Here is a 19549-nt window from a genome sequence, read left to right as displayed (position 1 = left end):
CGGATCGCGCGGCCCCGCCCATGCGTTCGGGCGCGATGTTCACCAGTATCGATCCCGCGACCGGCAAGCCCGGCGCCAGCATCCCCGAACTCACCGCCGCCGAGATCGAGGAAAGGCTGGCGCGCGCCGCCGCCACCTATCGCACGTGGCGGACGACGACGCTGGACGAGCGCACCGCGCTGCTCGAACGGATCGCCGAACAGTTCGAGGCGAACGCCCGCGAACTGGCCGCGATCGCGACGCGGGAGATGGGCAAGACGCTAAAGTCCGCTCTGGCCGAGGTGGAGAAATGCGCCGCCGCGTTCCGCCATTATGCGCAGAACGGCCCGGCGATGCTGGCCCCCGCCACCTTCGACACGCCCGCCGGCCCGGCCACCGCGCGCTGGCTGCCGATGGGACCGGTGCTGGCGGTGATGCCGTGGAACTTCCCCTATTGGCAGGTGGTGCGCTTCGCGGCGCCGACGATCCTCGCCGGCAATGTCGGGTTGCTCAAGCATGCCTCGCTGACGCAGGGCTGCGGTGCGGCGATCGAGCGGATGATCGCCGCCGCCGGTGCTCCGGCCGGCCTGTTCCAGAACCTCGCCATCCGGTCGGACAAGGTCGATGCGCTGATCGCCGACCCGCGCATCGTCGCGGTGACGCTGACCGGCAGCGAAGGCGCGGGGATCAAGGTCGCCGAGGCCGCCGGGCGCCACCTCAAGAAGGTGGTGCTGGAGCTCGGCGGATCGGATCCGTTCATCGTCATGCCCTCCGCCGACCTCGACCGCGCGGTGGAGCAGGCGGTGACGGCGCGCGTCCAGAATAGCGGGCAATCGTGCATCTGCGCCAAGCGGATGATCGTCCATGCCGATGTCTACGACGCCTTCCTCGACCGGTTCTGCACGGCCATGCGCGCGGTGAAGGCGGGCGATCCGATGGCGGCGGACACCGACATGGGGCCGCTGTCGAGCGAGGAGCAGCGGCAGACGACGCTCGACCAGCTGGCGGCGATCCAGCAGGCCGGCGGGCGGCTGCTGTTCGGCGGCGAGGCGCTGCCGGGGAAGGGCGCCTATATGTCGGCCGGCGTGCTGGTCGATGTGCCGATCGATCATCCGGTGGCGCAGGAGGAAGTGTTCGGCCCGGTGGCGATGGTATTTCGGGCCGCGGACATCGACGCGGCGATCGCGCTCGCCAACGACGTGCCGTTCGGCCTGGGATCGTCGGTGTGGACCAACGATCCCGCCGAGCGCGAACGGTTCGAACGGGATATCGAGGCAGGGATGACCGCGGTGAACGCGATGCTCGCCTCCAGCCCCGAGGCGCCGTTCGGCGGGATCAAACGGTCAGGCCACGGCCGCGAGCTGGGGCCTTACGGCCTGCACGAATTCATGAACCTGAAGACGGTGTTCGGCTGACGGTGAGGCCGTGCCTGTCGCACAGTCCCTATCGTGCAGTCCCTATCGCGCAGTCCAGGTGTAGAGCACCGACACGCCGACGAGGCCGAGGTCGACCGCCGCCTGGACGCGGTGCGGACGCGGATCGCCGATGTCATGGGTGAGCAGGCGGATATTGGGCGTCGGGTGACGCATGGCGACGATGGCCACGGCGGTCAGCGCCGCGATTGCCCATTTCCGACGGTCCGTCATGCCGCTCCCTTTCGTGGCGACCCAGTAGCATATACCGGTCCGCCCCGCCAGTGGCGGTCAACCGGTCAGGCTGCGTGCGCGAGTGGCTCGCCGTTGCGCACGCGATCGCGACCGGCGGCCTTGGCCTCGAACAGCGCGCGGTCGGCGCAGCGGTACATCGCCTTCCAATCGGTTTCGCGCGCGAGCGGGCCGACGCAGGTGCCGATGCTGGCGGTGACGGTGAGGTCGAAGGGCATGCGCTCCATGCGCAAGCGGTCGAGCACGGCACGCGCGTCGAGCGGCGCCTCGCGCGGGGCGAGCATGGCGAATTCCTCGCCGCCGACCCGCGCCACCAGCGCATCGGGTGCCGCGGAGGCGCGCAGCGCGCGGGCGATCACGCGCAGCACCTCGTCGCCGCCGTCATGGCCGATGGTTTCGTTGATGCTCTTGAAATGGTCGATATCGACCAGGACCAGCTGATGCTCGCCCGCCCGGCCGATCGCATCGTCCAGGAAGGCGCGGCGATTGAGCAGGCCGGTCAGCGGATCGGTCGCGGCGAGCAGGCGGGCGGCGATCTCCTGTTCGCGCGCCACGTCGCGCTCGACGCTGAGCAGGCGGATGCGATAGGCGACGCCGAGCGACGACAGCGCCGCCTCCAGCGCCATCGCCAGCAGGGTGGAATTGTCGATCCACAGCTGCCAGCCGATAAGGTTGAACGCGGCGAGCACGCGTACCCCCGCCAGCGCGACGGGCGCGCCCCAGGCGAGCGCGAATACCCACAGGAAGTTGCTGCGCCGCCGCCACGCGCGGAACAGCACCGGCCCAAGCAGCGTCAGCACCAGCAGATAGCCGGCGGTGCTGAGCGTATCGGTGATCGCGGCGAAGTGCGGGGCGAACAGCGCATAGCTGCCCGTCGCGACGAGCAGGCAGGCGATCACCGCCGTGCTGTATGGGCGCAGCCAGCCGTCGAACACGCGCCGTTCGAGGAAGGCGCGCGCGAACACCACCGCCGCTGCCGCCGACCAGGCGAGCAGCACGTAGTTCAGCCGCTGGCGGTCGTTGTTGTCGATGCCCGTCAGCTGCCCGAGCAGGCCGGACGAGGTGAATGCATAGCCGAGCAGGCTCAGCACCATCAGGCAATAGGCCGGCTGGAACGCCTGGCGCAGCGCCGCCCAGAGCGCGAGATTGTAGATCAGCAGCGCAAGGCACATGCCCGTGAAGGCCGCATAGAGCGCCGCCATCGTGATCTCGGCACGTGCGGCGGCGGCGGGGCTGGCGATGGTCGGGCCGATCAGGATGCCGCGGCGGTTGAGCGAGCCCTCCACCCGCCACAGCAGGCGCACCGCGCGGGCATGGTGGCGCGGCAGCGGCACTTGCACGACCGCGCCCAGTTGCAGGTGACGGCCGGCGGTGACGCTGTCGAAGCCGGTGCGGCGGATGGCGCCATCGGCGTATAGCACGTGTAGCGTGACCCGATCCTGCCACAGGCTCGCCTGGCGCAGCAGCGTGTCCTGGCCGACGCCGCCGGGCAACGGCTGCGACAGCACCCAGAAATCGCCGGCGCCGTAATCGGTCTGTTTGCGCGTGCAATCGAAGCGGGCAGGGGCGGCGAACAATGCGGCAGGGGCCTGCCCCGCGGCGGCGGGCAGGATGCAGACGGCGAGCGGGGTGCCGACGGCGGCGGCCGGCGTCGCGCAGAGGCTCGCCAGCAGCAGCAGCAGCAGGACGGCAAGGCCGCGCCCGACGATGGACCCGTTCGGCATGACGTTGGTTTTAGGCAGGTTTGTCCAAAGCTTTGGTAAACGCTATCGCAGCCATCCGGGCGAGCGGGGGCATCATGGCGACTGGGATGGCGACGGGGACGGAACCGCGGGCGGGCTGCGGCGCGGCGATCGTCGCCGATGGACGCATCCTGCTGCTGCGCCGCCTCCGTGAGCCCGAGGCGGGCCATTGGGGCCTTGCCGGCGGCAAGATCGACCTGTTCGAAACCGCCGAGGCGGCGATGCGGCGCGAGGTGGCGGAGGAACTGGGCATCGTCGTCGGTGCGGCCGAACTGCTGTGCTTCGTCGACCAGATCGACCGGAGCGCGGGCACGCATTGGGTGGCGCCGGTCTATCTGGTCCGCTCCTTCACCGGCAGCCCGCGCAACGTCGAGCCCGACAAGCATGAAGGTCCCGTCTGGTTCGCCCTCGATGCGTTGCCCGACCGGCTGACGACGCCGACGCGGGTCGCCGTGGCGGCGCTGGCCGGTGCGCCGCGGTTCCCGGCCGCACGGGGCTGACGCCGGCGGCGCTACGGCCGCCAGCGATAATCCGGCGCCGCCGTCACCTCCGGCACCGGCGCGGTCAGGTCGGCGCCGGCCCGCGGGTTGGTGACCGTGTCGCCCAGGACGATGCCGTAGAACACGCCCTTCGTAGCGGAGACGCCACGTTCCTCGACATCCCCGATCAAGCGGGCGGTGCCGGACAGTACGATGCCCTGTTCGTATTCGCCGATCCCCAGGAAGGTGGTCGCGGTGCGTGCATCGTCGCGCAGCAGCGTGTTGCCGCGGATCACCGACAGGCCGGACGCGCGCGCCCGATCCTGCACCGTGCCGCCATAGACGACGGCATGATCCTCGATCCGGGCATTGCCGCGCACGCTGCCGGCCAGCACGCGGGCATAGGGGCCGACGTACGCACTCGCATCGACGCTGGCATCGGCGGCGACCCAGCCGCCGCCGTTGGCATGCCGGTGCCCGTTGGCGACCAGCGTCGGCGCGTTCGGCTGATACCCCTCGGGCAGCGCGCCGGTGAACTGCGCCATCCAGGGATAGCGATAGAGCGAGTAATAGGGCTGATCCCAGCGGATGTGGTGGAAGCTGGTCGGCGTGCCCATCACGATCAGGTACAGGCCGGTGTCGCCGCTGCGCACCGCCAGCGTCGCGCGGCCGTCCGCGCCGCGTTGCAGCGGCGTGTAGCGGCTGCGGCCGTCGCTGCCGACCGCGACCATCCCCCAGCGCCAGTCGGAGGAAGGCTGGTCGACCGCCGCCGGCTCGTTGTCCAGCCCCGGCAGCGTCGTCGTCGCCGGCGCCTGTTGCACCACGCCACGGAAATCCACGGTCACGCTCGTGGCGCCAGCATCGCGGTGCAGGCGGACGATGTTGTAGCCCCAGCGTTGCGGCGCCCATTCCGCGGGCACGGCGAAGCGGCGGGCGGCGAGATCGATGGGATCGAGGATGGTCGAGCGCAACAGGCGGTCGTTCGCCTGCGGCTCGTAGCCGCCGTAGTTGCGGCGATAGACGATGCCCTGATCGCTGCCGTCGGGATTGGTATAGTCCCAATTGGCGTTGCGCATCGCCCAGTCGCCGAACGCGTCGTTCAGCCGGGCCAGCGTCCAGCCCTGGTTCGTCATCAATACTTCGAGCGGATCGGCGGTGCGCTGGCCGGCGTCGCCATAGCGCGGCGCCTTGTTCCAGATGTCGGCGACCGCCTGATACCCGTACATATCCTTGATATATTCGAGGAACTGCCAGCTGCAGTAGCGCATCCGCGTGGTGCCGTAATACAGATGCGGGTAATTGACCTGGAAGACCGAACAATGCGTGTCGCCACGGAATTCGGGCAGCTGGTGGGTCATCCAATTGGCATGATCCTCCCACAGCCAGCCGGTGAACGGCGAATCCTGCAATCCGCCGGTGCCGCCCTGCAGCGCATGGCCGAATTCATGCGCCAGCCCCCAATGGTCGCGCAGCCCGCCCGGCCCCAGCCACATGCCGGGATTGCCGGCGCCATCGATGCCGCCCGACAGGCCGTAGCCGGCACCGACGAACACATTGACCTTGCGCTTCGCAGTGAGCGTGCAGGAGGGTTGCAGCATGCCGAGCGTGGTGATGAACTGGCCCCAGACCATCTCCAGATGGTCACCGGCCGCCTTGGCCGCTGCCTCGTCGGCCACGCCGTCGTACCAGCGGAACGTGAAATGCGCCGTCTCAAAGCGGACCGGCATGTCGCGGTTGACGCCGTCGTTGGGATCGGGCGCGACGACCGACCAGCTGCCTGCCACGCATTGCGCGTTGGACGTCGGATAGGCGGCGCTCGACGTCGGGGCGGGCGAAGGCGACGGCTGAGCCGCGGGCGACGGCGTAGGCGCGGGAGCGCTGACCGGCGCCTCACCCCCGCCGCATCCCGTCAGCGCGATGGCCGTCGCCACCGCCGTCCACCGTTTCCCGAACATTCGCCGCTCTCCCAACGCGATGCGTTACCGGGCCGGCACCATGATGGTCAATAATGGATATATCGTTGCCATGCGGTTGGAGCGTCGCGCCGGCTTTCCAGGCGACCGTCCCGCGCCATGGCTTGAGCCCGGTTTGCGGACGCTGCCGCACCAACGGCGGGCGCCGGAAATTCAGGTAATCGCCGCCGTCGGGTGCAGATCGAGCACGATCAGCCGCCCGTCCCCGGTGAGAAGGCGCAGCGACAGCGTCGGAAAGACCGGGATCGTCGCGATGCCGGGCGGACCGGGGTGACCATCGACGATCAGGCGGATGAGCGTGGCGAGCAGCACCGCTGCGAAGCGCTGTCCCGCCTCGTCGTTCATCCCGGCGAGGATCGCACGGATACGCTCGCATTCGGCGACGGCACTTTCGGTCCACGCGACGGGGGTGACGCCATCACGGGCTGCGCTGAACGCAGCGGCGCCGGGTGCCGCCCTGCTGTCCAGCATCGCCAACGGCCATCCGCCGAAGCGCCTTGCGACCTGGTCGCTGTCGACCAGCCGGCCGGCACGCACATCGGCGAGCGCCGCCAAGGCGTCACCGTCGTCGTCATCGCTGCTTTGAAGGGGAGGCTCGGGTGTCGTCACACACCCGAGCTAACACGGAAACGGACCTAACGGCACCATTTTCCGTCCGTTATGGATTTATTCCGCGCCGGCGGGTTCCGCCTTGCCCTTCTTCCGCGGCTTCTTGGGTGCGGCGGGTTCGATCGCGAACGACAGTGTGCCGTCCTTCATCTTCACCGTCACCTCGCCGCCATGGACCAGCTTGCCGAACAGCAGTTCCTCGGCGAGCGGCTGCTTGATCTTCTCCTGGATCAGGCGGCCCATCGGACGCGCGCCGTACAGCTTGTCATAGCCCTTCTCGGTCAGCCACGCCTTGGCGGCATCGTCCAGGTTGATGTGGACGTTGCGGTCGGCGAGCTGCAATTCGAGCTGGAGGATGAACTTGTCGACGACGCGGGCGACCACCTCCGTCGGCAGATAGCCGAACGGCACGATCGCATCCAACCGGTTGCGAAATTCCGGCGAGAACATCCGCTGCACCGCCTGCTCGTCCTCACCCTCGCGGGTCAGGTTGCCGAAGCCGACCGTCTCGCGCGCCATGTCGGACGCGCCCGCATTGGTGGTCATGATGAGGATCACGTTGCGGAAATCGACCGTCTTGCCGTGCTGGTCGGTCAGGCGGCCGTTGTCCATCACCTGCAACAGGATGTTGAACAGGTCGGGATGCGCCTTCTCGATCTCGTCCAGGAGCAGCACGCAATGCGGGTTCTGGTCGACCGCGTCGGTCAGCAGGCCGCCCTGGTCGAAGCCGACATAGCCCGGCGGCGCACCGATCAGCCGGCTGACCGAATGGCGCTCCATATATTCGGACATGTCGAAACGCTGGAGCGGGATGCCCAGGATCGACGACAGCTGCTTGGCGACCTCCGTCTTGCCGACGCCGGTCGGGCCGGTGAACAGATAGTTGCCGATCGGCTTTTCGGGTTCGCGCAGGCCGGCGCGCGCCAGCTTGATCGCGGATGCGAGCTTCTCGATCGCCGCGTTCTGGCCGAAGACGACGCGCTTCAGGTCCGTTTCCAAGCTTTCGAGCGCCGCCTTATCGTCGGTCGAAACCGACTTCGGCGGAATGCGCGCCATGGTGGCGATCACCGCCTCGATCTCCTTGGCCGTGATCGTCTTCTTGCGCTTGTTCTGCGGCACCAGCATCTGCATCGCGCCGACTTCGTCGATCACGTCGATCGCCTTGTCGGGCAGCTTGCGGTCGTTGATGTAGCGTGCGCTGAGTTCCACCGCCGACTTGATCGCATCCGGCGTATATTTGACGCTGTGATGCTCTTCGAAGGCCGAACGCAGGCCGGCGAGGATCTTGATCGTATCCTCGATCGTCGGCTCGTTGACGTCGATCTTCTGGAACCGGCGCAGCAGCGCGCGATCCTTTTCGAAGTGGTTGCGGAATTCTTTGTAGGTGGTCGAACCGATGCAGCGGATCGTGCCGCCCGACAGCGCGGGCTTCAGCAGGTTGGACGCGTCCATCGCGCCGCCGCTGGTCGCACCGGCGCCGATCACCGTGTGGATCTCGTCGATGAACAGAACCGCATGCGGCAGCTTTTCGAGTTCGTTGACGACCGCCTTCAGCCGCTCCTCGAAATCGCCGCGATAGCGAGTGCCGGCGAGCAGGGCGCCCATGTCGAGGCTGTAGATCACCGCCTCCTTGAGCACGTCGGGCACCTCGCCCTCGACGATCTTGCGCGCCAGGCCTTCCGCGATCGCCGTCTTGCCGACGCCGGGATCGCCCACGTAGAGCGGGTTGTTCTTGCTGCGGCGGCAGAGGATCTGGATGGTGCGATCCACCTCCGGCCCGCGGCCGATCAGCGGATCGACCTTGCCGATCTTCGCCTTTTCGTTGAGGTCGACGGTGAACTGCTTGAGTGCGCTTTCCGTCTTGCCCTTCTCCTGTCCCTTCGGCGGCTTCTCTTCCTCGGCGCCCTTCGGCGTCGCGGCTTCGGCGGCCGCGCTGCCCTTGCCGACGCCATGGCTGATGAAGCTGACCGCATCGAGGCGGCTCATGTCCTGCTGCTGCAGGAAATAGACGGCATAGCTTTCGCGCTCGCTGAACAAGGCGACGAGGACGTTCGCACCGGTCACCTCGTCGCGGCCCGACGACTGGACGTGCAGGATCGCCCGCTGCACCACCCGCTGGAAGCCGCTGGTCGGCGAGGGATCGGTGGCGGCGGCGACCTTTAGCGCGTCGAGTTCGGTGTCGAGATAATGCGCGACGGTGGTCTTGAGTTCGCCGAGGTCGACATGGCACGCCTCCATGACCTTGGAGGCATGTTCGTCGCCGATCAGCGCGAGCAGCAGATGTTCGAGCGTCGCATATTCGTGCCGACGCGAGGACGCGGCCTCGAGCGCCTTGTGCAGCGTGGTCTCGAGCGCGGGTGCGAAGGATGGCATTCAGATTACTCCAGTCGGGCCGGGTCGCGATGCGCCGCCCTTGCCGATTATGTCGGTATCCGGGCCGCCCGCATCAAGCACCGCGCCGCGCATCGGAGGCATCGGGCGTGTCGCCCCTCCGATACGGTGGCGGATCATCGCCTGAATAGCGCGTCGGCGCTTGCGCGGTGGTTAACCGAGCGTTCGATCCGTGCGCGGGTGCGGGCGATCTCGCCCTCCAGCGCGGCGATTCGCGCCTCCAGCTCGGCGACCGACAGGGGATCGAGGTCCTGCCGCAGCAGCTCGGCCAGAGCGTCATGGCCGCGCGAGGGGGTGTCGTCCGCATCCATTGCGGTGCAACGTTGACCCTTGCCCCGGCGATGTCAATAAGGCGCGCGGGGCGGGCGACGAACGGGGAAGCATTGCGGATGAGCGAAGTGCCGACTGTCATGCAGGCGATCGACCCGGAGGCGCCGGGCGGGCCAGAGGTGCTGCGCCTGGTCGAGCGGCCGGTGCCGCAACCCGGGCCTGGCGACGTGCTGATCCGCGTCGCCGCGGCGGGCGTCAACCGGCCGGACGTGCTCCAGCGCAAGGGCGGCTATCCGCCGCCGCCGGGCGCGCCCTCGATTCCCGGGCTGGAGATCGCCGGCACGGTGGTCGCCCTGGGCGAAGGCGTCGAGGATACGATGCTTGGCCAGCCGGTCTGCGCCCTGCTCGCCGGCGGCGGCTATGCCGAATATGCGGTCGCGCCCGCCGGCCAGTGCCTGCCGGTGCCGGAGGGGCTGGAGATGGTCGAGGCGGCGGCGATCCCTGAAACGCTCTTCACCGTCTGGACCAACCTGTTCGAACGCGCCTTCGCGACGGAGGGGGACAGCGTGCTGGTGCATGGCGGCACCAGCGGCATCGGCACGATGGCGATCGCGCTTGCTGGCCTGTTCGGGCTGACGATCATCGTCACGGCGGGCTCCGATGCGAAATGCGCCCGTGCGCTGGAACTCGGCGCAACGCATGCGATCAACTATCGCAGCGATGATTTCGTCGAACGGGTGAAGGCGATCACCGGCGGCAAGGGCGTCACGGCGGTGATCGACATGGTCGGCGGCGACTATGTCGCGCGCAACCTCCAGTGCCTGGCGGACGATGGCCGCCACGTCTCGATCGCGGTGCAGGGCGGCGCGACCGCGACGATCCCGGTGTTCGAGGTGATGCGCCGCCGCCTGACGCTGACCGGATCGACGCTGCGCCCGCGCGACACCGCGTTCAAGACGCTGGTCGCCGACGAGATCGCGCGCACCGTCTGGCCGCATGTCGAGGCGGGGCGGCTGCGCCCGGTGATCGACCGCACCTTCCCGCTTGGCCAGGCGGCGGCGGCGCATGCGCGGATGGAGGAGGGGGACCATGTCGGCAAGATCGTGCTGACGGTGTGACCCCAACGGAAAAGGGCCCCGTCACACCGGGTGACGAGGCCCTTCCCCTGACGCCGGAGCGACGACGATCAGTTGCTGTCCGAATCGTCACCACCGGTGGCAACCAGCACGCCGACGACCAGGGCGGCGAGGATGCCGATGCTGATCAGCGTGGTACCCGGCACCGACGCGCCGAGGTTGTTCTTGCCCGCGCTCGGCGCGGCGGCACGTGCGACCGACAGCGACGCGGCCGGATTGGCGGCCGGCGCGGTCGGCGCCGCCTGGGCGGCGATCGGCGCGACGAGCAGCGCGGCGCCGGACAGGGCGGCGAACGCGCCCTTGAACTTGGTCATCGAAAATCTCCCTTTTCATGCGAAACCGCCCAAGCGTGAACGGCTTAGGGGGATCGAACGGTGGCCATAGTCAGGATTTGTGACACTTGCGTCAACGTGAGCCACGGAAAATGCCGCGCGGGTTGCCCTTCGGCAACACGCGCGGTACATCGTACGCTATGACACGGCCGCTCCGGTAAGGGGCGGCCCTATTTATTTCGGACGGAGTTCCCCCGTGGCCCAGCCCCTGATGCCTCATGCGACCGCTTCGTGGATGGTCGACAATACCTCGCTCTCGTTCGACCAGATCGCCGATTTCTGCGGCCTCCACATCCTGGAGGTGCAGGCGATCGCCGACGATACCGCCGCGACCAAGCTGACCGGGCGCGACCCCGTGCGCGCGCACGAACTGACCCAGGACGAGATCGACAAGGGCCAGGCGAACCCCGCCTATCGCCTGCAGATGATCAAGGGGCCCGAGCAGGTCCGCCGCACCAAGGGGCCGCGCTACACCCCGGTCAGCAAGCGCCAGGACAAGCCCGACGGCATCGCCTGGATCATCCGCAACCACCCGGAGATCAGCGACGGCGCGATCAGCAACCTGATCGGCACCACCCGCACCACGATCGCCGCGATCCGCGATCGCAGCCACTGGAACATCGGCAACATCACGCCCAAGGATCCGGTGACCCTGGGCCTTACCACCCAGCGCGAACTCGACGCGGCGGTGGCCAAGGCATCGAAGGGCAGCGGCAACGAGGCGGTCGCCACCGACAGCCGGCTGGAGGGCGATCGCGAGGCGCTGATCGCATCGCTGCGCGCCGAGCGCGAAGCGGCGAGCCGCGACGTGGATGCGGGCGAGCAGGACCCCGCGGCGGCCGCGGCGGCGCTGTTCCAGGATCCCTTCAAGCGCTGATCCCGCGCCCTCTGGCGGTCGGCGTTTCGCTCGGCTAACCTCCCGACAAGGCATTGGGAGACTGGGCGATGTGCGACGAACTGACCGCCGAGGACACGGCCGCGCATCTCTCGCGCCGCCAGTTCGGCGCTGCCGCCGGCGCGGCCGGAGTCGGCATGATGCTGCCGGTCGCCGCCGACGCCAGGCCGGTGCGGGGCCGCGACGTGGTGATCGCCACGCCGGATGGCCGCTGCGATGCCTATTTCACCGCGCCCGCCGAGGGCCGGCACCCCGCGGTGCTGATGTGGCCCGACATCATGGGGCTGCGCCCCGCGTTCCGCACCATGGCCGATCGGCTGGCGGCGAGCGGCTATGCGGTGCTGGTGGTCAATCAATTCTACCGCTCCGCCCCGTCGCCGATCGTCCAGCCGGGCGAATCGTTCGACCAGCCGGCGGTGCGCGAGCGGATCATGCCCTGGCGCGCGGCGCTGACGCCGGCCGCGACGGTGCGCGACGGCAAGGCGTTCGCCGCCTTCCTGGACGCGCAGAAGGAGGTCGACGCGAAGCGGCCGATGGGCAGCGCCGGCTATTGCATGGGCGGGCCGATGGTGCTGCGCACCGCAGCGGCCGTACCGGCGCGGGTCCATGCCGGTGCGTCCTTCCACGGTGCGGGTCTGGTGACCGACCAGCCGGACAGTCCGCATCGCCTCGTGCCGCAGCTGCGCGGCGGCTATCTCATCGCCATCGCCGCCAACGACGATGCGCGCAGCCCCGGCGACAAGACGGTGCTGCGCGACGCCTTTACCGCCGCCAAGCGCCCGGCCGAGATCGAGGTGTACGAGGGCGCGATGCACGGCTGGTGCGTGATCGACAGCAAGGTCTACAACCCGCCGCAGGCCGAACGCGCCTGGGGGCGGATGCTCGACCTGTTCAAGCGGACGCTCTGATCCGGCACGGGTCTTGACCCGCCGTCAGCGGCATGTTCCACCTTTGTTCATAACGAATCGAGGGAGACATGCCGTGGCGGACCTGACCTTCTACACCAACCCCATGTCGCGCGGCCGCATCGCCCGCTGGATGCTGGAGGAGGTCGGCGCGCCCTACGACACGGTGGTGCTCGATTACGGCACCAGCATGAAGGAGGACGCCTATCGCGCGATCAACCCGATGATGAAGGTGCCGGCGATCCGCCACGGCGAGCATGTGGTGACCGAAGGCGCGGCGATCTGCGCCTATCTGGCCGACGCGTTCCCCGACGCCGGCCTCGCCCCCACGGCGGACGAGCGCGCCGATTATTATCGCTGGCTGTTCTTCGCGGCGGGCCCGCTGGAGGCGGCGATCGTCAACAAGTCGATGGGCGTTGTACCCGATGCACGGCAGCAGCAGATGGCAGGCTACGGCCATTTCGATCTCGCCGCCGGCGTCTTCGCCGAAGCGGTGGCGCGTCATCCCTATATCGCCGGCGACCGCTTCACGGCCGCCGACGTCTATGTCGGGTCGTCGGCGATGTGGTACACCCAGTTCGGCCTGCTGCCGAAGAGCGACGCCGTCATGGCCTATATCGCCCGCCTCGCCGACCGTCCCGCCCATGTGCGCGCGAGCGCGATCGACGATGCGCTGATCCCGGTGCAGGAGGGGTAAGCGGCCGGACGGGGACTTGGGATTGCGGCCGCACAGTAGCCCTGGCGGTGCATAATGCCGTCGGGCTCTGTCGTGCTAAGCTTGTCGAAGCACGGGTGAGACTCAAGCCCTTCGAAGCTCAGGGCATACGGCGCGCGTGGATCAACCCGGAAGCATCATGCTTCAGCCCGCCGCCCGCTCCCGCAGCATCGCCATGCGCGGCGGCAGCGCGGCGAGGATGGCGCGGCGTTCGTCGGCGGGCTTGGCACTCCAGTTGGAGATTTCGCGGATCGTGCGGCCGCAGCCCTGGCACCAGCCGGTCGCCGCGTCGAGCGTGCAGACGTTGACGCAGGGCGAGGCGAGGCTCGCAGGCTGGGGCGCCACCCGTTCGATCATCGACGCGTCGCCGGTCAGGCGTCGGCCGGCTCGCGCAGGCCGAACGACACCGACAGGAAGTCGGGGATCGGGCCGTTCCAGCCTTCGTCCGGCCCGTCCTGCTGGTCGCGCGGGGCGTGGCGGGGGCGGCGCCGGTCGTCGTTGCGCTCGGCGGCGGCATGCGGCCGGCCACGCGCCTCGCTGCGCGGCTGGTCGGCCGTGGCCTCCCGCTCGGGTTCGCGCTCGCGGCGCGGACGGTCGCTGCGGCTGCGCTCGCGACGCGCGCGGCGCGGTTCCTCGGTGACGGCGGCGGTGGGGGCCTCCGCCTCCGGCGCATCGCCCAGGTCCAGTCGATCGATCGTCTGACCGGTCAGCTTCTCGATATTCTGGATGTTCTCCGCATCCTCGGCGGTAATCAGCGTATAGGCGACGCCGGTCGCGCCGCCGCGGCCGGTGCGGCCGATGCGATGGACATAATCGTCCGGGTGCCAGGGCGCATCGAAGTTGAAGACGTGGCTGACGCCCTTGATGTCCAGCCCGCGCGCGGCGACGTCGCTCGCCACCAGGATGTTGATCTTGCCCGACTTGAACAGGTCGAGCTCGGCGAGCCGCTGCGGCTGTTCCATGTCGCCATGGATCTCGCCCGACTGGAAGCCGTGCTTCTTCAGGCTCTTGTTGAGCTCGCGCACCGTCGTCTTGCGGTTGCAGAAGATGATCGCGGTGCGCACGTCGTCGCCGCGCAGCAGCCGGCGCAGCGCCTCGCGCTTCTTGAACGCGGTGCCGGCGACGGGAACCAGCCATTGCGTGATGTTGATGTTGGTCGATGCCGGCCGCGCGACCTCGATCGTCTTGGGGTTTTCCAGGAACTTGTCGGCAAGCCGCTTGATCGGCGCCGGCATCGTCGCCGAGAACAGCAAGGTCTGCCGCTGCTTGGGCAGCTTGGTGCAGATTTCCTCGATATCGGGGATGAACCCCATGTCGAGCATCCGGTCCGCCTCGTCGATCACCAGCATCGAACAGCCGGTGAGCAGGATGTTGCCGCGGCCGAACAGGTCCATCAGCCGGCCGGGCGTGGCGATCAGCACGTCAACGCCCTTTTCCAGCGCCTTGATCTGGTCGCCCATCGACACGCCGCCGATCAGCAGCGCCATCGACAGCTTGTGGCCGGCGCCGTATTTCTCGAAATTCTCGGCGACTTGCGCGGCGAGTTCGCGCGTCGGCTCCAGGATCAGGCTGCGCGGCATGCGCGCGCGGCTGCGGCCATGCGCCAGGATGTCGATCATCGGCAGCACGAACGCGGCGGTCTTGCCCGTGCCCGTCTGGGCGATGCCGATCAGGTCGCGCATCATCAGCACGCTAGGGATGGCGGAGGCCTGGATCGGCGTCGGCTCCGTATAGCCGGCGTCGGTGACCGCCGTCAGCAGTTCGTCGGAGAGGCCGAGGTCGGCGAAGCTCATGCCAAAAGGCTCATGCAAGGGTCCGGATCAATGCGGCCGCACGCGGCGACGGCGTTCTGGCGCTTGCGGATTCGCTCGCGAAAGTCAAGAAAAGGCGCGAAGCCGTTTGAAAAGCCGCGCTCAGCGCGCGGCGACGAGCGTCCGGAAACGGGTGATCTGGCAACTCGCGCCGGACCGCATGCGGATCACGTCGCGGCCGGAACAGACCATGCCGTCGGCAGCGGGGCGCAGGTAGAAGCCGTTGTAGAAATCCATCGGCCCGCAATCGTCGTCCAGCCGCGCGCGCAGCCGCTTGCCACCGGTGAGGATCAGATCGATCGCCCCCTGTTGCGCGACGAGCGCGCCGCCCATGTCGGCGACGGCGACGCATTTCGGCCCCTTCTTCTCCTTGAAGCGGACCGTGGCGGGGACGATCGGCGTCCGTGCCGCGGCGCGGGCGGGCGCCATGCGCGGCACGCGGATGACGATCCGTTCGTGGATGGTCATCTGCGCCAGCTCGACGCCGTCCAGCTGGCCGAACGAATCGCCGGCCACCGCGACGGCGGGCGCGGCGAGGGCGAGCAGCGACATGGGAAGCGCGGATTGCAGCATGACAGGCATTGCGCATACGTGCGCTCGTTGAACAGGCGATGAACTCAGGCTAGCGCGGCGGCCGTGATGACGCCCGCCCAGACCGCCATGCTCGAAACGCTCGCCGGGATGCTCGGCCCCAAGGGCATCGTCACCGCGCGCGAGGATATCGCCCCGTGGGAAACCGACTGGCGCCGTCGTTTCCACGGCCATGCCCCCGCTTTGCTCGCGCCGGCAACGACCGCGGAGGTCGCCGCGGTGGTCGCCGCCGCCGTGCGGCACCGCGTGCCGCTGGTGCCGCAGGGGGGCAACAGCTCGATGGTCGGCGGCGCGACGCCGCCTGCCGATGGTTCGGCGCTGATCCTGTCGCTCCGGCGGATGAACCGCATCCGCCGCATGGATGCCGCCGCCGGGCTGGTGGTGGCGGAGGCCGGGGTGATCCTGGCCGACCTGCACGATGCCGCGCTGGCGGCGGGGCGGCGCTTCCCCCTCACCTTGGGTGCGAAGGGGAATGCGACGGTTGGCGGACTGGTGTCGACCAACGCCGGGGGCACGCAGGTGCTGCGCTTCGGCTCGATGCGCGGCCTCGTCGCCGGGCTGGAGGTGGTGCTTGCCGACGGCCAGGTGCACGACGGCCTCGCGGCGCTGAAGAAGGACAATCGCGGCTACGACCTCACCCAGCTGCTGGTCGGCGCGGAGGGGACGCTGGGGATCGTCACCGCGGCCACGCTGCGGCTGGTGCCGCTGCCGGCGGGGCGGACCACCGCCTGGGCCGCGACCGCCGATCCGCAGGCGGCGCTGGCGCTGCTGCGCCGCTTCCAGGCGGCGACCGAGGCGCTGGAAAGCTTCGAGATCCTGCCGCGCGAATCGCTTGCCGCGGTGCTGGCGCATGTGCCGGGCAGCCGTGCGCCGCTGGCGGGCGATCACCGTTGGCAGCTGCTGATCGAACATACCGATGACCGGGGCACCGCGCTGATGGAGCAGGTGCTGGCCGATGCGCTCGCCGATGGGCTGGTCGCCGATGCGACGATCGCGGCGAGCGAGGCGCAGGCCGCGGACTTCTGGCGCCTGCGCGAATCGATCTCCGATTCGGAACGGGCGCTGGGCCCGGCCTCGCAGCATGACCTGTCGGTGCCGGTCGAGGCGATGCCGCGTTTCATGGTCGAGGCGGCGGCGGCGTGCGAGGCGCGCTTCCCCGGCACCCATGCCAGCGGCTTCGGCCACCTGGGCGACGGCAACGTCCATTTCCACGTCCGCGCCGCGCCCGGCACCGATCCGGCGCACTGGTATGCCGAGGATGTGCCGGTGGTCACCCGCTTCGTCGACGACCTCGTCATCGCGGCGGGCGGCTCGATCGCCGCGGAGCACGGCATCGGCCAGATGAAGCTTGGCGAGCTGGAGCGATTGTCCTCGCCGGCGCGGCTTGCGGCATTGCGCGCGGTGAAGGGCGCGTTCGACCCGCTCGGTATCCTCAATCCCGGAAAGCTCGTCGCGCTTGCGCCTGCCGCTCCGGGCCAATAGAGCAGCGCGCCAACCCGCGGCTGCGCCGCGAAACCCATGACCACGGAGAGAGTTCCCATGGCCAGCGCGCCGCTTCCCCTGTTCTACAACGGCCTGGAGCCGCTCTCCAGCGAAACGCACGCCAACTGGCGCATCCGCCAGCAGGATAGCGCGCCCTTCCTGGTCGGCCAGCATGCCATCCCGATCACCACCGACGAATTCCCGCTGGTGCAGCGTCACATGCCGATCGTCTTCTCGGTCGGCGACGATGCGATTCCGCTCGCGCTGATGGGCCTCAACGAAGGCGTCAACGTCTTCATCGGCGACGACGGCAAGCTGGTCGAGCCGAACTTCTACGTTCCGGCCTATGTCCGCCGCTATCCCTATATGCTCGCCCGCCTGCGTCCCGATGCCGACGAGCTGTCGCTGTGCTTCGATCCGACGTCGGAGGCGATCGGCCCGTTCGACGAAGGCGACGCCTTGTTCGAGAACGGCCAGCCCAGCCAGGTGACCAAGGCGATCCTCGACTTCGCCGAACAGTTCGAACAGGCCGGCGCCCGCACGCAGAACTTCATGAACGAACTGCGCGAGCAGGAACTGCTGATGGACGGCGAGGTGACCATCCAGATGGAGGAGAACCAGCAGCCCTTCGTCTATCGCGGTTTCCAGATGATCAACGAGGAAAAGCTCGCCGGGCTGCGCGGCGACCAGCTGCGCAAGATGTCGCAGTCGGGCATGCTGCCGCTGCTCTATGCGCACCTCTTCTCGCTGTCGCTGATGCGCGAGCTGTTCGGCCGTCAGGCGCAGCAGGGCAAGGTGGTGCAGCCGCAGCCGCAGTTCGGCTGATCCGGCACGGCGCGGGCGGGACGGGGGCTTGACCCCCCGCTCGACCGCGCCGACTGTCCGGCCCTCATGATTGGGGACGGGCATGGCACGGTTGGATTACGGAACCCGCTATTCCGGGGTGGCGATCGCTTTCCATTGGACGATCGCGCTGCTGGTGATCGTCAACCTCGTCATCGGCATCGGCCATGACGGTATTCCGGCGCTGCGTGCGCTGATGGGTGCGCACAAGGCGATCGGCATCACCGTGCTCGTCCTTACCGCCGGGCGGGTCGCCTGGCGGGTGGCGCATCGCCCGCCGCCGTTGCCCGCCGGCACGCCCGCCTGGGAGAAGGGTGCGGCCCACGCCACCCACTGGACGCTCTACCTCCTGATGATCGCCATGCCGCTGACCGGCTGGGCGATGGTGTCCGCGCCCGGCCCGCAGCGGCCGCTGACCTGGTTCGGGCTGTTCGACATTCCGACGCTGCCGGTCGGCGAGGGGCTGGCGGACCTGGGCCACGATGCGCACGGGCTGCTCGGCTGGCTGATGGCGGCATTGGTCGTGCTGCATATCGCCGCCGCGCTGCGCCACCATCTGATCCTGCGCGACACGGTTCTTGCCAGGATGGCGCCAGTGCTGCGGCGCTGACGGCAAGAAAAAATTCACCGCCGAACGGGGCGGGGGTTGAACCAAATCTCCGCTCGCCTATTTTGTATTCTGTACGGCGTCGTGTCCCCCCTTTCGCGAGGCCGTATGATACACCTTCGGGTGTATCTCCTCCCTGAACCTTGGCCACTCCGTGCTTTCAGCACGGGGTGGTTTTTTTGTGCTATTCGGCGGCGAGCGCGATGCCGTCCGGCCAGTCGGAGGCGCGGCGCGCTTCGTCCTCCACCGCGGCGATCATCCGCCGCAGCAATGCGGTGGTGCGCGCAAGCCCCGGTCCGGGACCGTCGAGCGCATGATCCAGGTAGAGCGTGCGATCGATCTCGATCTGGATCGCGTGGATGCCGCGGGCGGGGGTGGCGTGCCGTTCCAGGATGTGGCCGCCCGCATAGGGGCTGTTGAGCGCCGTCGAAAACCCCGCGTCCGCCGCCGCCGCCTCCAGCCGGGCGACGAAGCGGCCGGCGGCCGAGCGGCCGAAGCGATCGCCGAGCACGATCCGCGCATGGTCGCCGACCGGCGGCATCGAATGCACGTCGAGCAGCACTGCGATGCCGAAGCGCGCCCGTGCCGCCGCCAGCGCCTGTTCCAGCGCAAGGTGGTAGGGGCGATGATCCGCCGCGATCCGTGCCGTCACCTCCGCATCGCTGAACCGGCGGGACCACAGGTCGCCCGCCGCACCCGCGCGGCGCGGCACCAGGCCCAGGCCGCTGCGCAGCTTGGTCGAGGGCGCGGGCTGGGCCTGGGGTCGCACGCCCTCGTCGACCTTGGGGTCGCGTTCCCCCTCGCCGCGGTTGAGATCGATCCACGCGCGCGCGCGGCGCTGCACCAGCATCGTCTGCGTGCCGCGGGCGGCGATGGCGACGAGGTCGACGTAGCGATCCTCCAGTACGACCAGCGCGGCGGCGGGCAGCCGCAACGCGGCACGCAGCGCCAGCGGATAGTCGCGGCCGGCGTGGGGAACCGACAGCACGACCGGGCTGGCAGGCACGCCGGCCGCTGCGCCGCCGGGCGCCGCATCGTCGATCCGGTCGAACGAAGCGTCCATCTGCGGATACGCCTTACCGGTTTTGCACGGTGGGCGCGCTGGAAATCTTTACCCCTCGTCGT

At 69.0% G+C, this 19549-nt stretch carries 20 protein-coding genes; 9 read left to right on the top strand and 11 right to left on the bottom strand.

Annotated elements, in window-relative coordinates:
- Nucleotides 1-35: 35 nt before the first annotated feature.
- Nucleotides 36-1394 carry an NAD-dependent succinate-semialdehyde dehydrogenase gene (locus tag ACTZQ5_RS01350; protein WP_443583353.1) on the top strand — a complete coding sequence of 453 codons (1359 nt, stop codon included), beginning with the start codon at nucleotides 36-38 and terminating at the stop codon, nucleotides 1392-1394.
- A 42-nt stretch (nucleotides 1395-1436) separates the two neighbouring features.
- Here the strand turns inward: ACTZQ5_RS01350 and ACTZQ5_RS01345 are convergent, their stop codons facing one another.
- Both ACTZQ5_RS01345 and ACTZQ5_RS01340 read right to left on the bottom strand, forming a co-directional pair.
- Complete coding sequence (locus ACTZQ5_RS01345; RefSeq protein ID WP_443583352.1) at nucleotides 1437-1625, bottom strand: hypothetical protein; 189 nt, start codon at nucleotides 1623-1625, stop codon at nucleotides 1437-1439.
- Nucleotides 1626-1690: 65 nt separating this feature from the next.
- Nucleotides 1691-3367: a GGDEF domain-containing protein gene (locus tag ACTZQ5_RS01340; protein WP_443583351.1), complete on the bottom strand. Its 1677-nt coding sequence runs from the start codon at nucleotides 3365-3367 to the stop codon at nucleotides 1691-1693.
- A gap of 86 nt (nucleotides 3368-3453) precedes the next feature.
- Between ACTZQ5_RS01340 and ACTZQ5_RS01335 the strand changes: the two genes are divergently transcribed.
- Nucleotides 3454-3885, top strand: coding sequence for an NUDIX domain-containing protein (locus tag ACTZQ5_RS01335; protein ID WP_443583350.1), 432 nt, complete (start codon nucleotides 3454-3456; stop codon nucleotides 3883-3885).
- 11 nt (nucleotides 3886-3896) lie between these two features.
- Here ACTZQ5_RS01335 and ACTZQ5_RS01330 read toward each other — a convergent pair whose 3' ends face one another.
- The 4 genes from ACTZQ5_RS01330 to ACTZQ5_RS01315 all read right to left on the bottom strand — a co-directional run bounded on the left by ACTZQ5_RS01330 (nucleotide 3897) and on the right by ACTZQ5_RS01315 (nucleotide 9148).
- A complete protein-coding gene (locus tag ACTZQ5_RS01330) occupies nucleotides 3897-5819 on the bottom strand; it encodes an Svx/AvrXca family virulence/avirulence protein (protein ID WP_443583349.1) in 1923 nt (640 codons plus the stop codon).
- 171 nt (nucleotides 5820-5990) lie between these two features.
- Nucleotides 5991-6446, bottom strand: coding sequence for a hypothetical protein (locus ACTZQ5_RS01325; protein WP_443583348.1), 456 nt, complete (start codon nucleotides 6444-6446; stop codon nucleotides 5991-5993).
- Between the two features lie 57 nt (nucleotides 6447-6503).
- Complete coding sequence (gene clpA / locus ACTZQ5_RS01320; protein ID WP_443583347.1) at nucleotides 6504-8819, bottom strand: ATP-dependent Clp protease ATP-binding subunit ClpA; 2316 nt, start codon at nucleotides 8817-8819, stop codon at nucleotides 6504-6506.
- 134 nt (nucleotides 8820-8953) lie between these two features.
- The gene (locus tag ACTZQ5_RS01315; RefSeq protein WP_443583346.1) at nucleotides 8954-9148 is read right to left on the bottom strand and encodes a DUF1192 domain-containing protein; all 195 of its coding nucleotides are present in this window, start codon (nucleotides 9146-9148) and stop codon (nucleotides 8954-8956) included.
- 78 nt (nucleotides 9149-9226) lie between these two features.
- On the opposite strand from ACTZQ5_RS01315, the gene ACTZQ5_RS01310 reads away from it, so the two are divergent.
- Nucleotides 9227-10225, top strand: coding sequence for an NAD(P)H-quinone oxidoreductase (locus ACTZQ5_RS01310; protein WP_443583345.1), 999 nt, complete (start codon nucleotides 9227-9229; stop codon nucleotides 10223-10225).
- A gap of 68 nt (nucleotides 10226-10293) precedes the next feature.
- Here the strand turns inward: ACTZQ5_RS01310 and ACTZQ5_RS01305 are convergent, their stop codons facing one another.
- Complete coding sequence (locus ACTZQ5_RS01305) at nucleotides 10294-10557, bottom strand: hypothetical protein (RefSeq protein WP_443583344.1); 264 nt, start codon at nucleotides 10555-10557, stop codon at nucleotides 10294-10296.
- A 214-nt stretch (nucleotides 10558-10771) separates the two neighbouring features.
- Between ACTZQ5_RS01305 and ACTZQ5_RS01300 the strand changes: the two genes are divergently transcribed.
- The 3 genes from ACTZQ5_RS01300 to ACTZQ5_RS01290 all read left to right on the top strand — a co-directional run bounded on the left by ACTZQ5_RS01300 (nucleotide 10772) and on the right by ACTZQ5_RS01290 (nucleotide 13072).
- The gene (locus ACTZQ5_RS01300) at nucleotides 10772-11452 is read left to right on the top strand and encodes a DUF1013 domain-containing protein (protein WP_443583343.1); all 681 of its coding nucleotides are present in this window, start codon (nucleotides 10772-10774) and stop codon (nucleotides 11450-11452) included.
- A gap of 68 nt (nucleotides 11453-11520) precedes the next feature.
- On the top strand, nucleotides 11521-12378 hold the full coding sequence (locus ACTZQ5_RS01295) for a dienelactone hydrolase family protein (protein WP_443583342.1): 858 nt from the start codon (nucleotides 11521-11523) through the stop codon (nucleotides 12376-12378).
- Between the two features lie 73 nt (nucleotides 12379-12451).
- A complete protein-coding gene (locus tag ACTZQ5_RS01290; RefSeq protein WP_443583341.1) occupies nucleotides 12452-13072 on the top strand; it encodes a glutathione S-transferase family protein in 621 nt (206 codons plus the stop codon).
- 162 nt (nucleotides 13073-13234) lie between these two features.
- On the opposite strand, the gene ACTZQ5_RS01285 is transcribed toward ACTZQ5_RS01290, so the two are convergent.
- The 3 genes from ACTZQ5_RS01285 to ACTZQ5_RS01275 all read right to left on the bottom strand — a co-directional run bounded on the left by ACTZQ5_RS01285 (nucleotide 13235) and on the right by ACTZQ5_RS01275 (nucleotide 15453).
- A complete protein-coding gene (locus ACTZQ5_RS01285) occupies nucleotides 13235-13447 on the bottom strand; it encodes a DUF1289 domain-containing protein (RefSeq protein WP_443583340.1) in 213 nt (70 codons plus the stop codon).
- Nucleotides 13448-13461: 14 nt separating this feature from the next.
- A complete protein-coding gene (locus tag ACTZQ5_RS01280; RefSeq protein WP_443583339.1) occupies nucleotides 13462-14883 on the bottom strand; it encodes a DEAD/DEAH box helicase in 1422 nt (473 codons plus the stop codon).
- Nucleotides 14884-15003: 120 nt separating this feature from the next.
- The gene (locus ACTZQ5_RS01275) at nucleotides 15004-15453 is read right to left on the bottom strand and encodes a hypothetical protein (protein WP_443583338.1); all 450 of its coding nucleotides are present in this window, start codon (nucleotides 15451-15453) and stop codon (nucleotides 15004-15006) included.
- An 87-nt stretch (nucleotides 15454-15540) separates the two neighbouring features.
- Here ACTZQ5_RS01275 and ACTZQ5_RS01270 point away from each other — a divergent pair, with 87 nt between their 5' ends.
- From ACTZQ5_RS01270 to ACTZQ5_RS01260, 3 genes are all read left to right on the top strand, one after another.
- On the top strand, nucleotides 15541-16974 hold the full coding sequence (locus tag ACTZQ5_RS01270) for an FAD-binding oxidoreductase (protein WP_443583695.1): 1434 nt from the start codon (nucleotides 15541-15543) through the stop codon (nucleotides 16972-16974).
- A gap of 57 nt (nucleotides 16975-17031) precedes the next feature.
- Nucleotides 17032-17799 (top strand): SapC family protein, encoded by a 768-nt coding sequence (locus tag ACTZQ5_RS01265; RefSeq protein ID WP_443583337.1) that lies wholly within the window; start codon nucleotides 17032-17034, stop codon nucleotides 17797-17799.
- 82 nt (nucleotides 17800-17881) lie between these two features.
- Entirely contained in the window at nucleotides 17882-18427 is a 546-nt protein-coding gene (locus tag ACTZQ5_RS01260) for a cytochrome b (RefSeq protein ID WP_443583336.1), read from the top strand.
- 181 nt (nucleotides 18428-18608) lie between these two features.
- Here ACTZQ5_RS01260 and ACTZQ5_RS01255 read toward each other — a convergent pair whose 3' ends face one another.
- Nucleotides 18609-19487 carry an N-formylglutamate amidohydrolase gene (locus tag ACTZQ5_RS01255; protein WP_443583335.1) on the bottom strand — a complete coding sequence of 293 codons (879 nt, stop codon included), beginning with the start codon at nucleotides 19485-19487 and terminating at the stop codon, nucleotides 18609-18611.
- Between the last annotated feature and the right edge of the window lie 62 nt (nucleotides 19488-19549).

The sequence above is a fragment of the Sphingomonas cellulosilytica genome (assembly GCF_052321755.1).
Taxonomy (GTDB): Bacteria; Pseudomonadota; Alphaproteobacteria; order Sphingomonadales; family Sphingomonadaceae; genus Sphingomonas.
The sequence above is the reverse complement of the archived record's forward strand: the minus strand, read 5'-3'. Positions and strand labels throughout refer to the sequence as shown.

What these genes read in the sequence shown, in the direction of transcription:
- ACTZQ5_RS01350 (WP_443583353.1), top strand. Translation starts at nt 36, where the DNA reads ATGTTCACCAGTATCGATCCCGCGACCGGCAAGCCCGGCGCCAGCATC.
- ACTZQ5_RS01345 (WP_443583352.1), bottom strand. Translation starts at nt 1,625, where the DNA reads ATGACGGACCGTCGGAAATGGGCAATCGCGGCGCTGACCGCCGTGGCC.
- ACTZQ5_RS01340 (WP_443583351.1), bottom strand. Translation starts at nt 3,367, where the DNA reads ATGCCGAACGGGTCCATCGTCGGGCGCGGCCTTGCCGTCCTGCTGCTG.
- ACTZQ5_RS01335 (WP_443583350.1), top strand. Translation starts at nt 3,454, where the DNA reads ATGGCGACGGGGACGGAACCGCGGGCGGGCTGCGGCGCGGCGATCGTC.
- ACTZQ5_RS01330 (WP_443583349.1), bottom strand. Translation starts at nt 5,819, where the DNA reads ATGTTCGGGAAACGGTGGACGGCGGTGGCGACGGCCATCGCGCTGACG.
- clpA (WP_443583347.1), bottom strand. Translation starts at nt 8,819, where the DNA reads ATGCCATCCTTCGCACCCGCGCTCGAGACCACGCTGCACAAGGCGCTC.
- ACTZQ5_RS01315 (WP_443583346.1), bottom strand. Translation starts at nt 9,148, where the DNA reads ATGGATGCGGACGACACCCCCTCGCGCGGCCATGACGCTCTGGCCGAG.
- ACTZQ5_RS01310 (WP_443583345.1), top strand. Translation starts at nt 9,227, where the DNA reads ATGAGCGAAGTGCCGACTGTCATGCAGGCGATCGACCCGGAGGCGCCG.
- ACTZQ5_RS01305 (WP_443583344.1), bottom strand. Translation starts at nt 10,557, where the DNA reads ATGACCAAGTTCAAGGGCGCGTTCGCCGCCCTGTCCGGCGCCGCGCTG.
- ACTZQ5_RS01295 (WP_443583342.1), top strand. Translation starts at nt 11,521, where the DNA reads ATGTGCGACGAACTGACCGCCGAGGACACGGCCGCGCATCTCTCGCGC.
- ACTZQ5_RS01285 (WP_443583340.1), bottom strand. Translation starts at nt 13,447, where the DNA reads ATGATCGAACGGGTGGCGCCCCAGCCTGCGAGCCTCGCCTCGCCCTGC.
- ACTZQ5_RS01280 (WP_443583339.1), bottom strand. Translation starts at nt 14,883, where the DNA reads ATGAGCTTCGCCGACCTCGGCCTCTCCGACGAACTGCTGACGGCGGTC.
- ACTZQ5_RS01275 (WP_443583338.1), bottom strand. Translation starts at nt 15,453, where the DNA reads ATGTCGCTGCTCGCCCTCGCCGCGCCCGCCGTCGCGGTGGCCGGCGAT.
- ACTZQ5_RS01270 (WP_443583695.1), top strand. Translation starts at nt 15,541, where the DNA reads ATGACGCCCGCCCAGACCGCCATGCTCGAAACGCTCGCCGGGATGCTC.
- ACTZQ5_RS01265 (WP_443583337.1), top strand. Translation starts at nt 17,032, where the DNA reads ATGGCCAGCGCGCCGCTTCCCCTGTTCTACAACGGCCTGGAGCCGCTC.
- ACTZQ5_RS01260 (WP_443583336.1), top strand. Translation starts at nt 17,882, where the DNA reads ATGGCACGGTTGGATTACGGAACCCGCTATTCCGGGGTGGCGATCGCT.
- ACTZQ5_RS01255 (WP_443583335.1), bottom strand. Translation starts at nt 19,487, where the DNA reads ATGGACGCTTCGTTCGACCGGATCGACGATGCGGCGCCCGGCGGCGCA.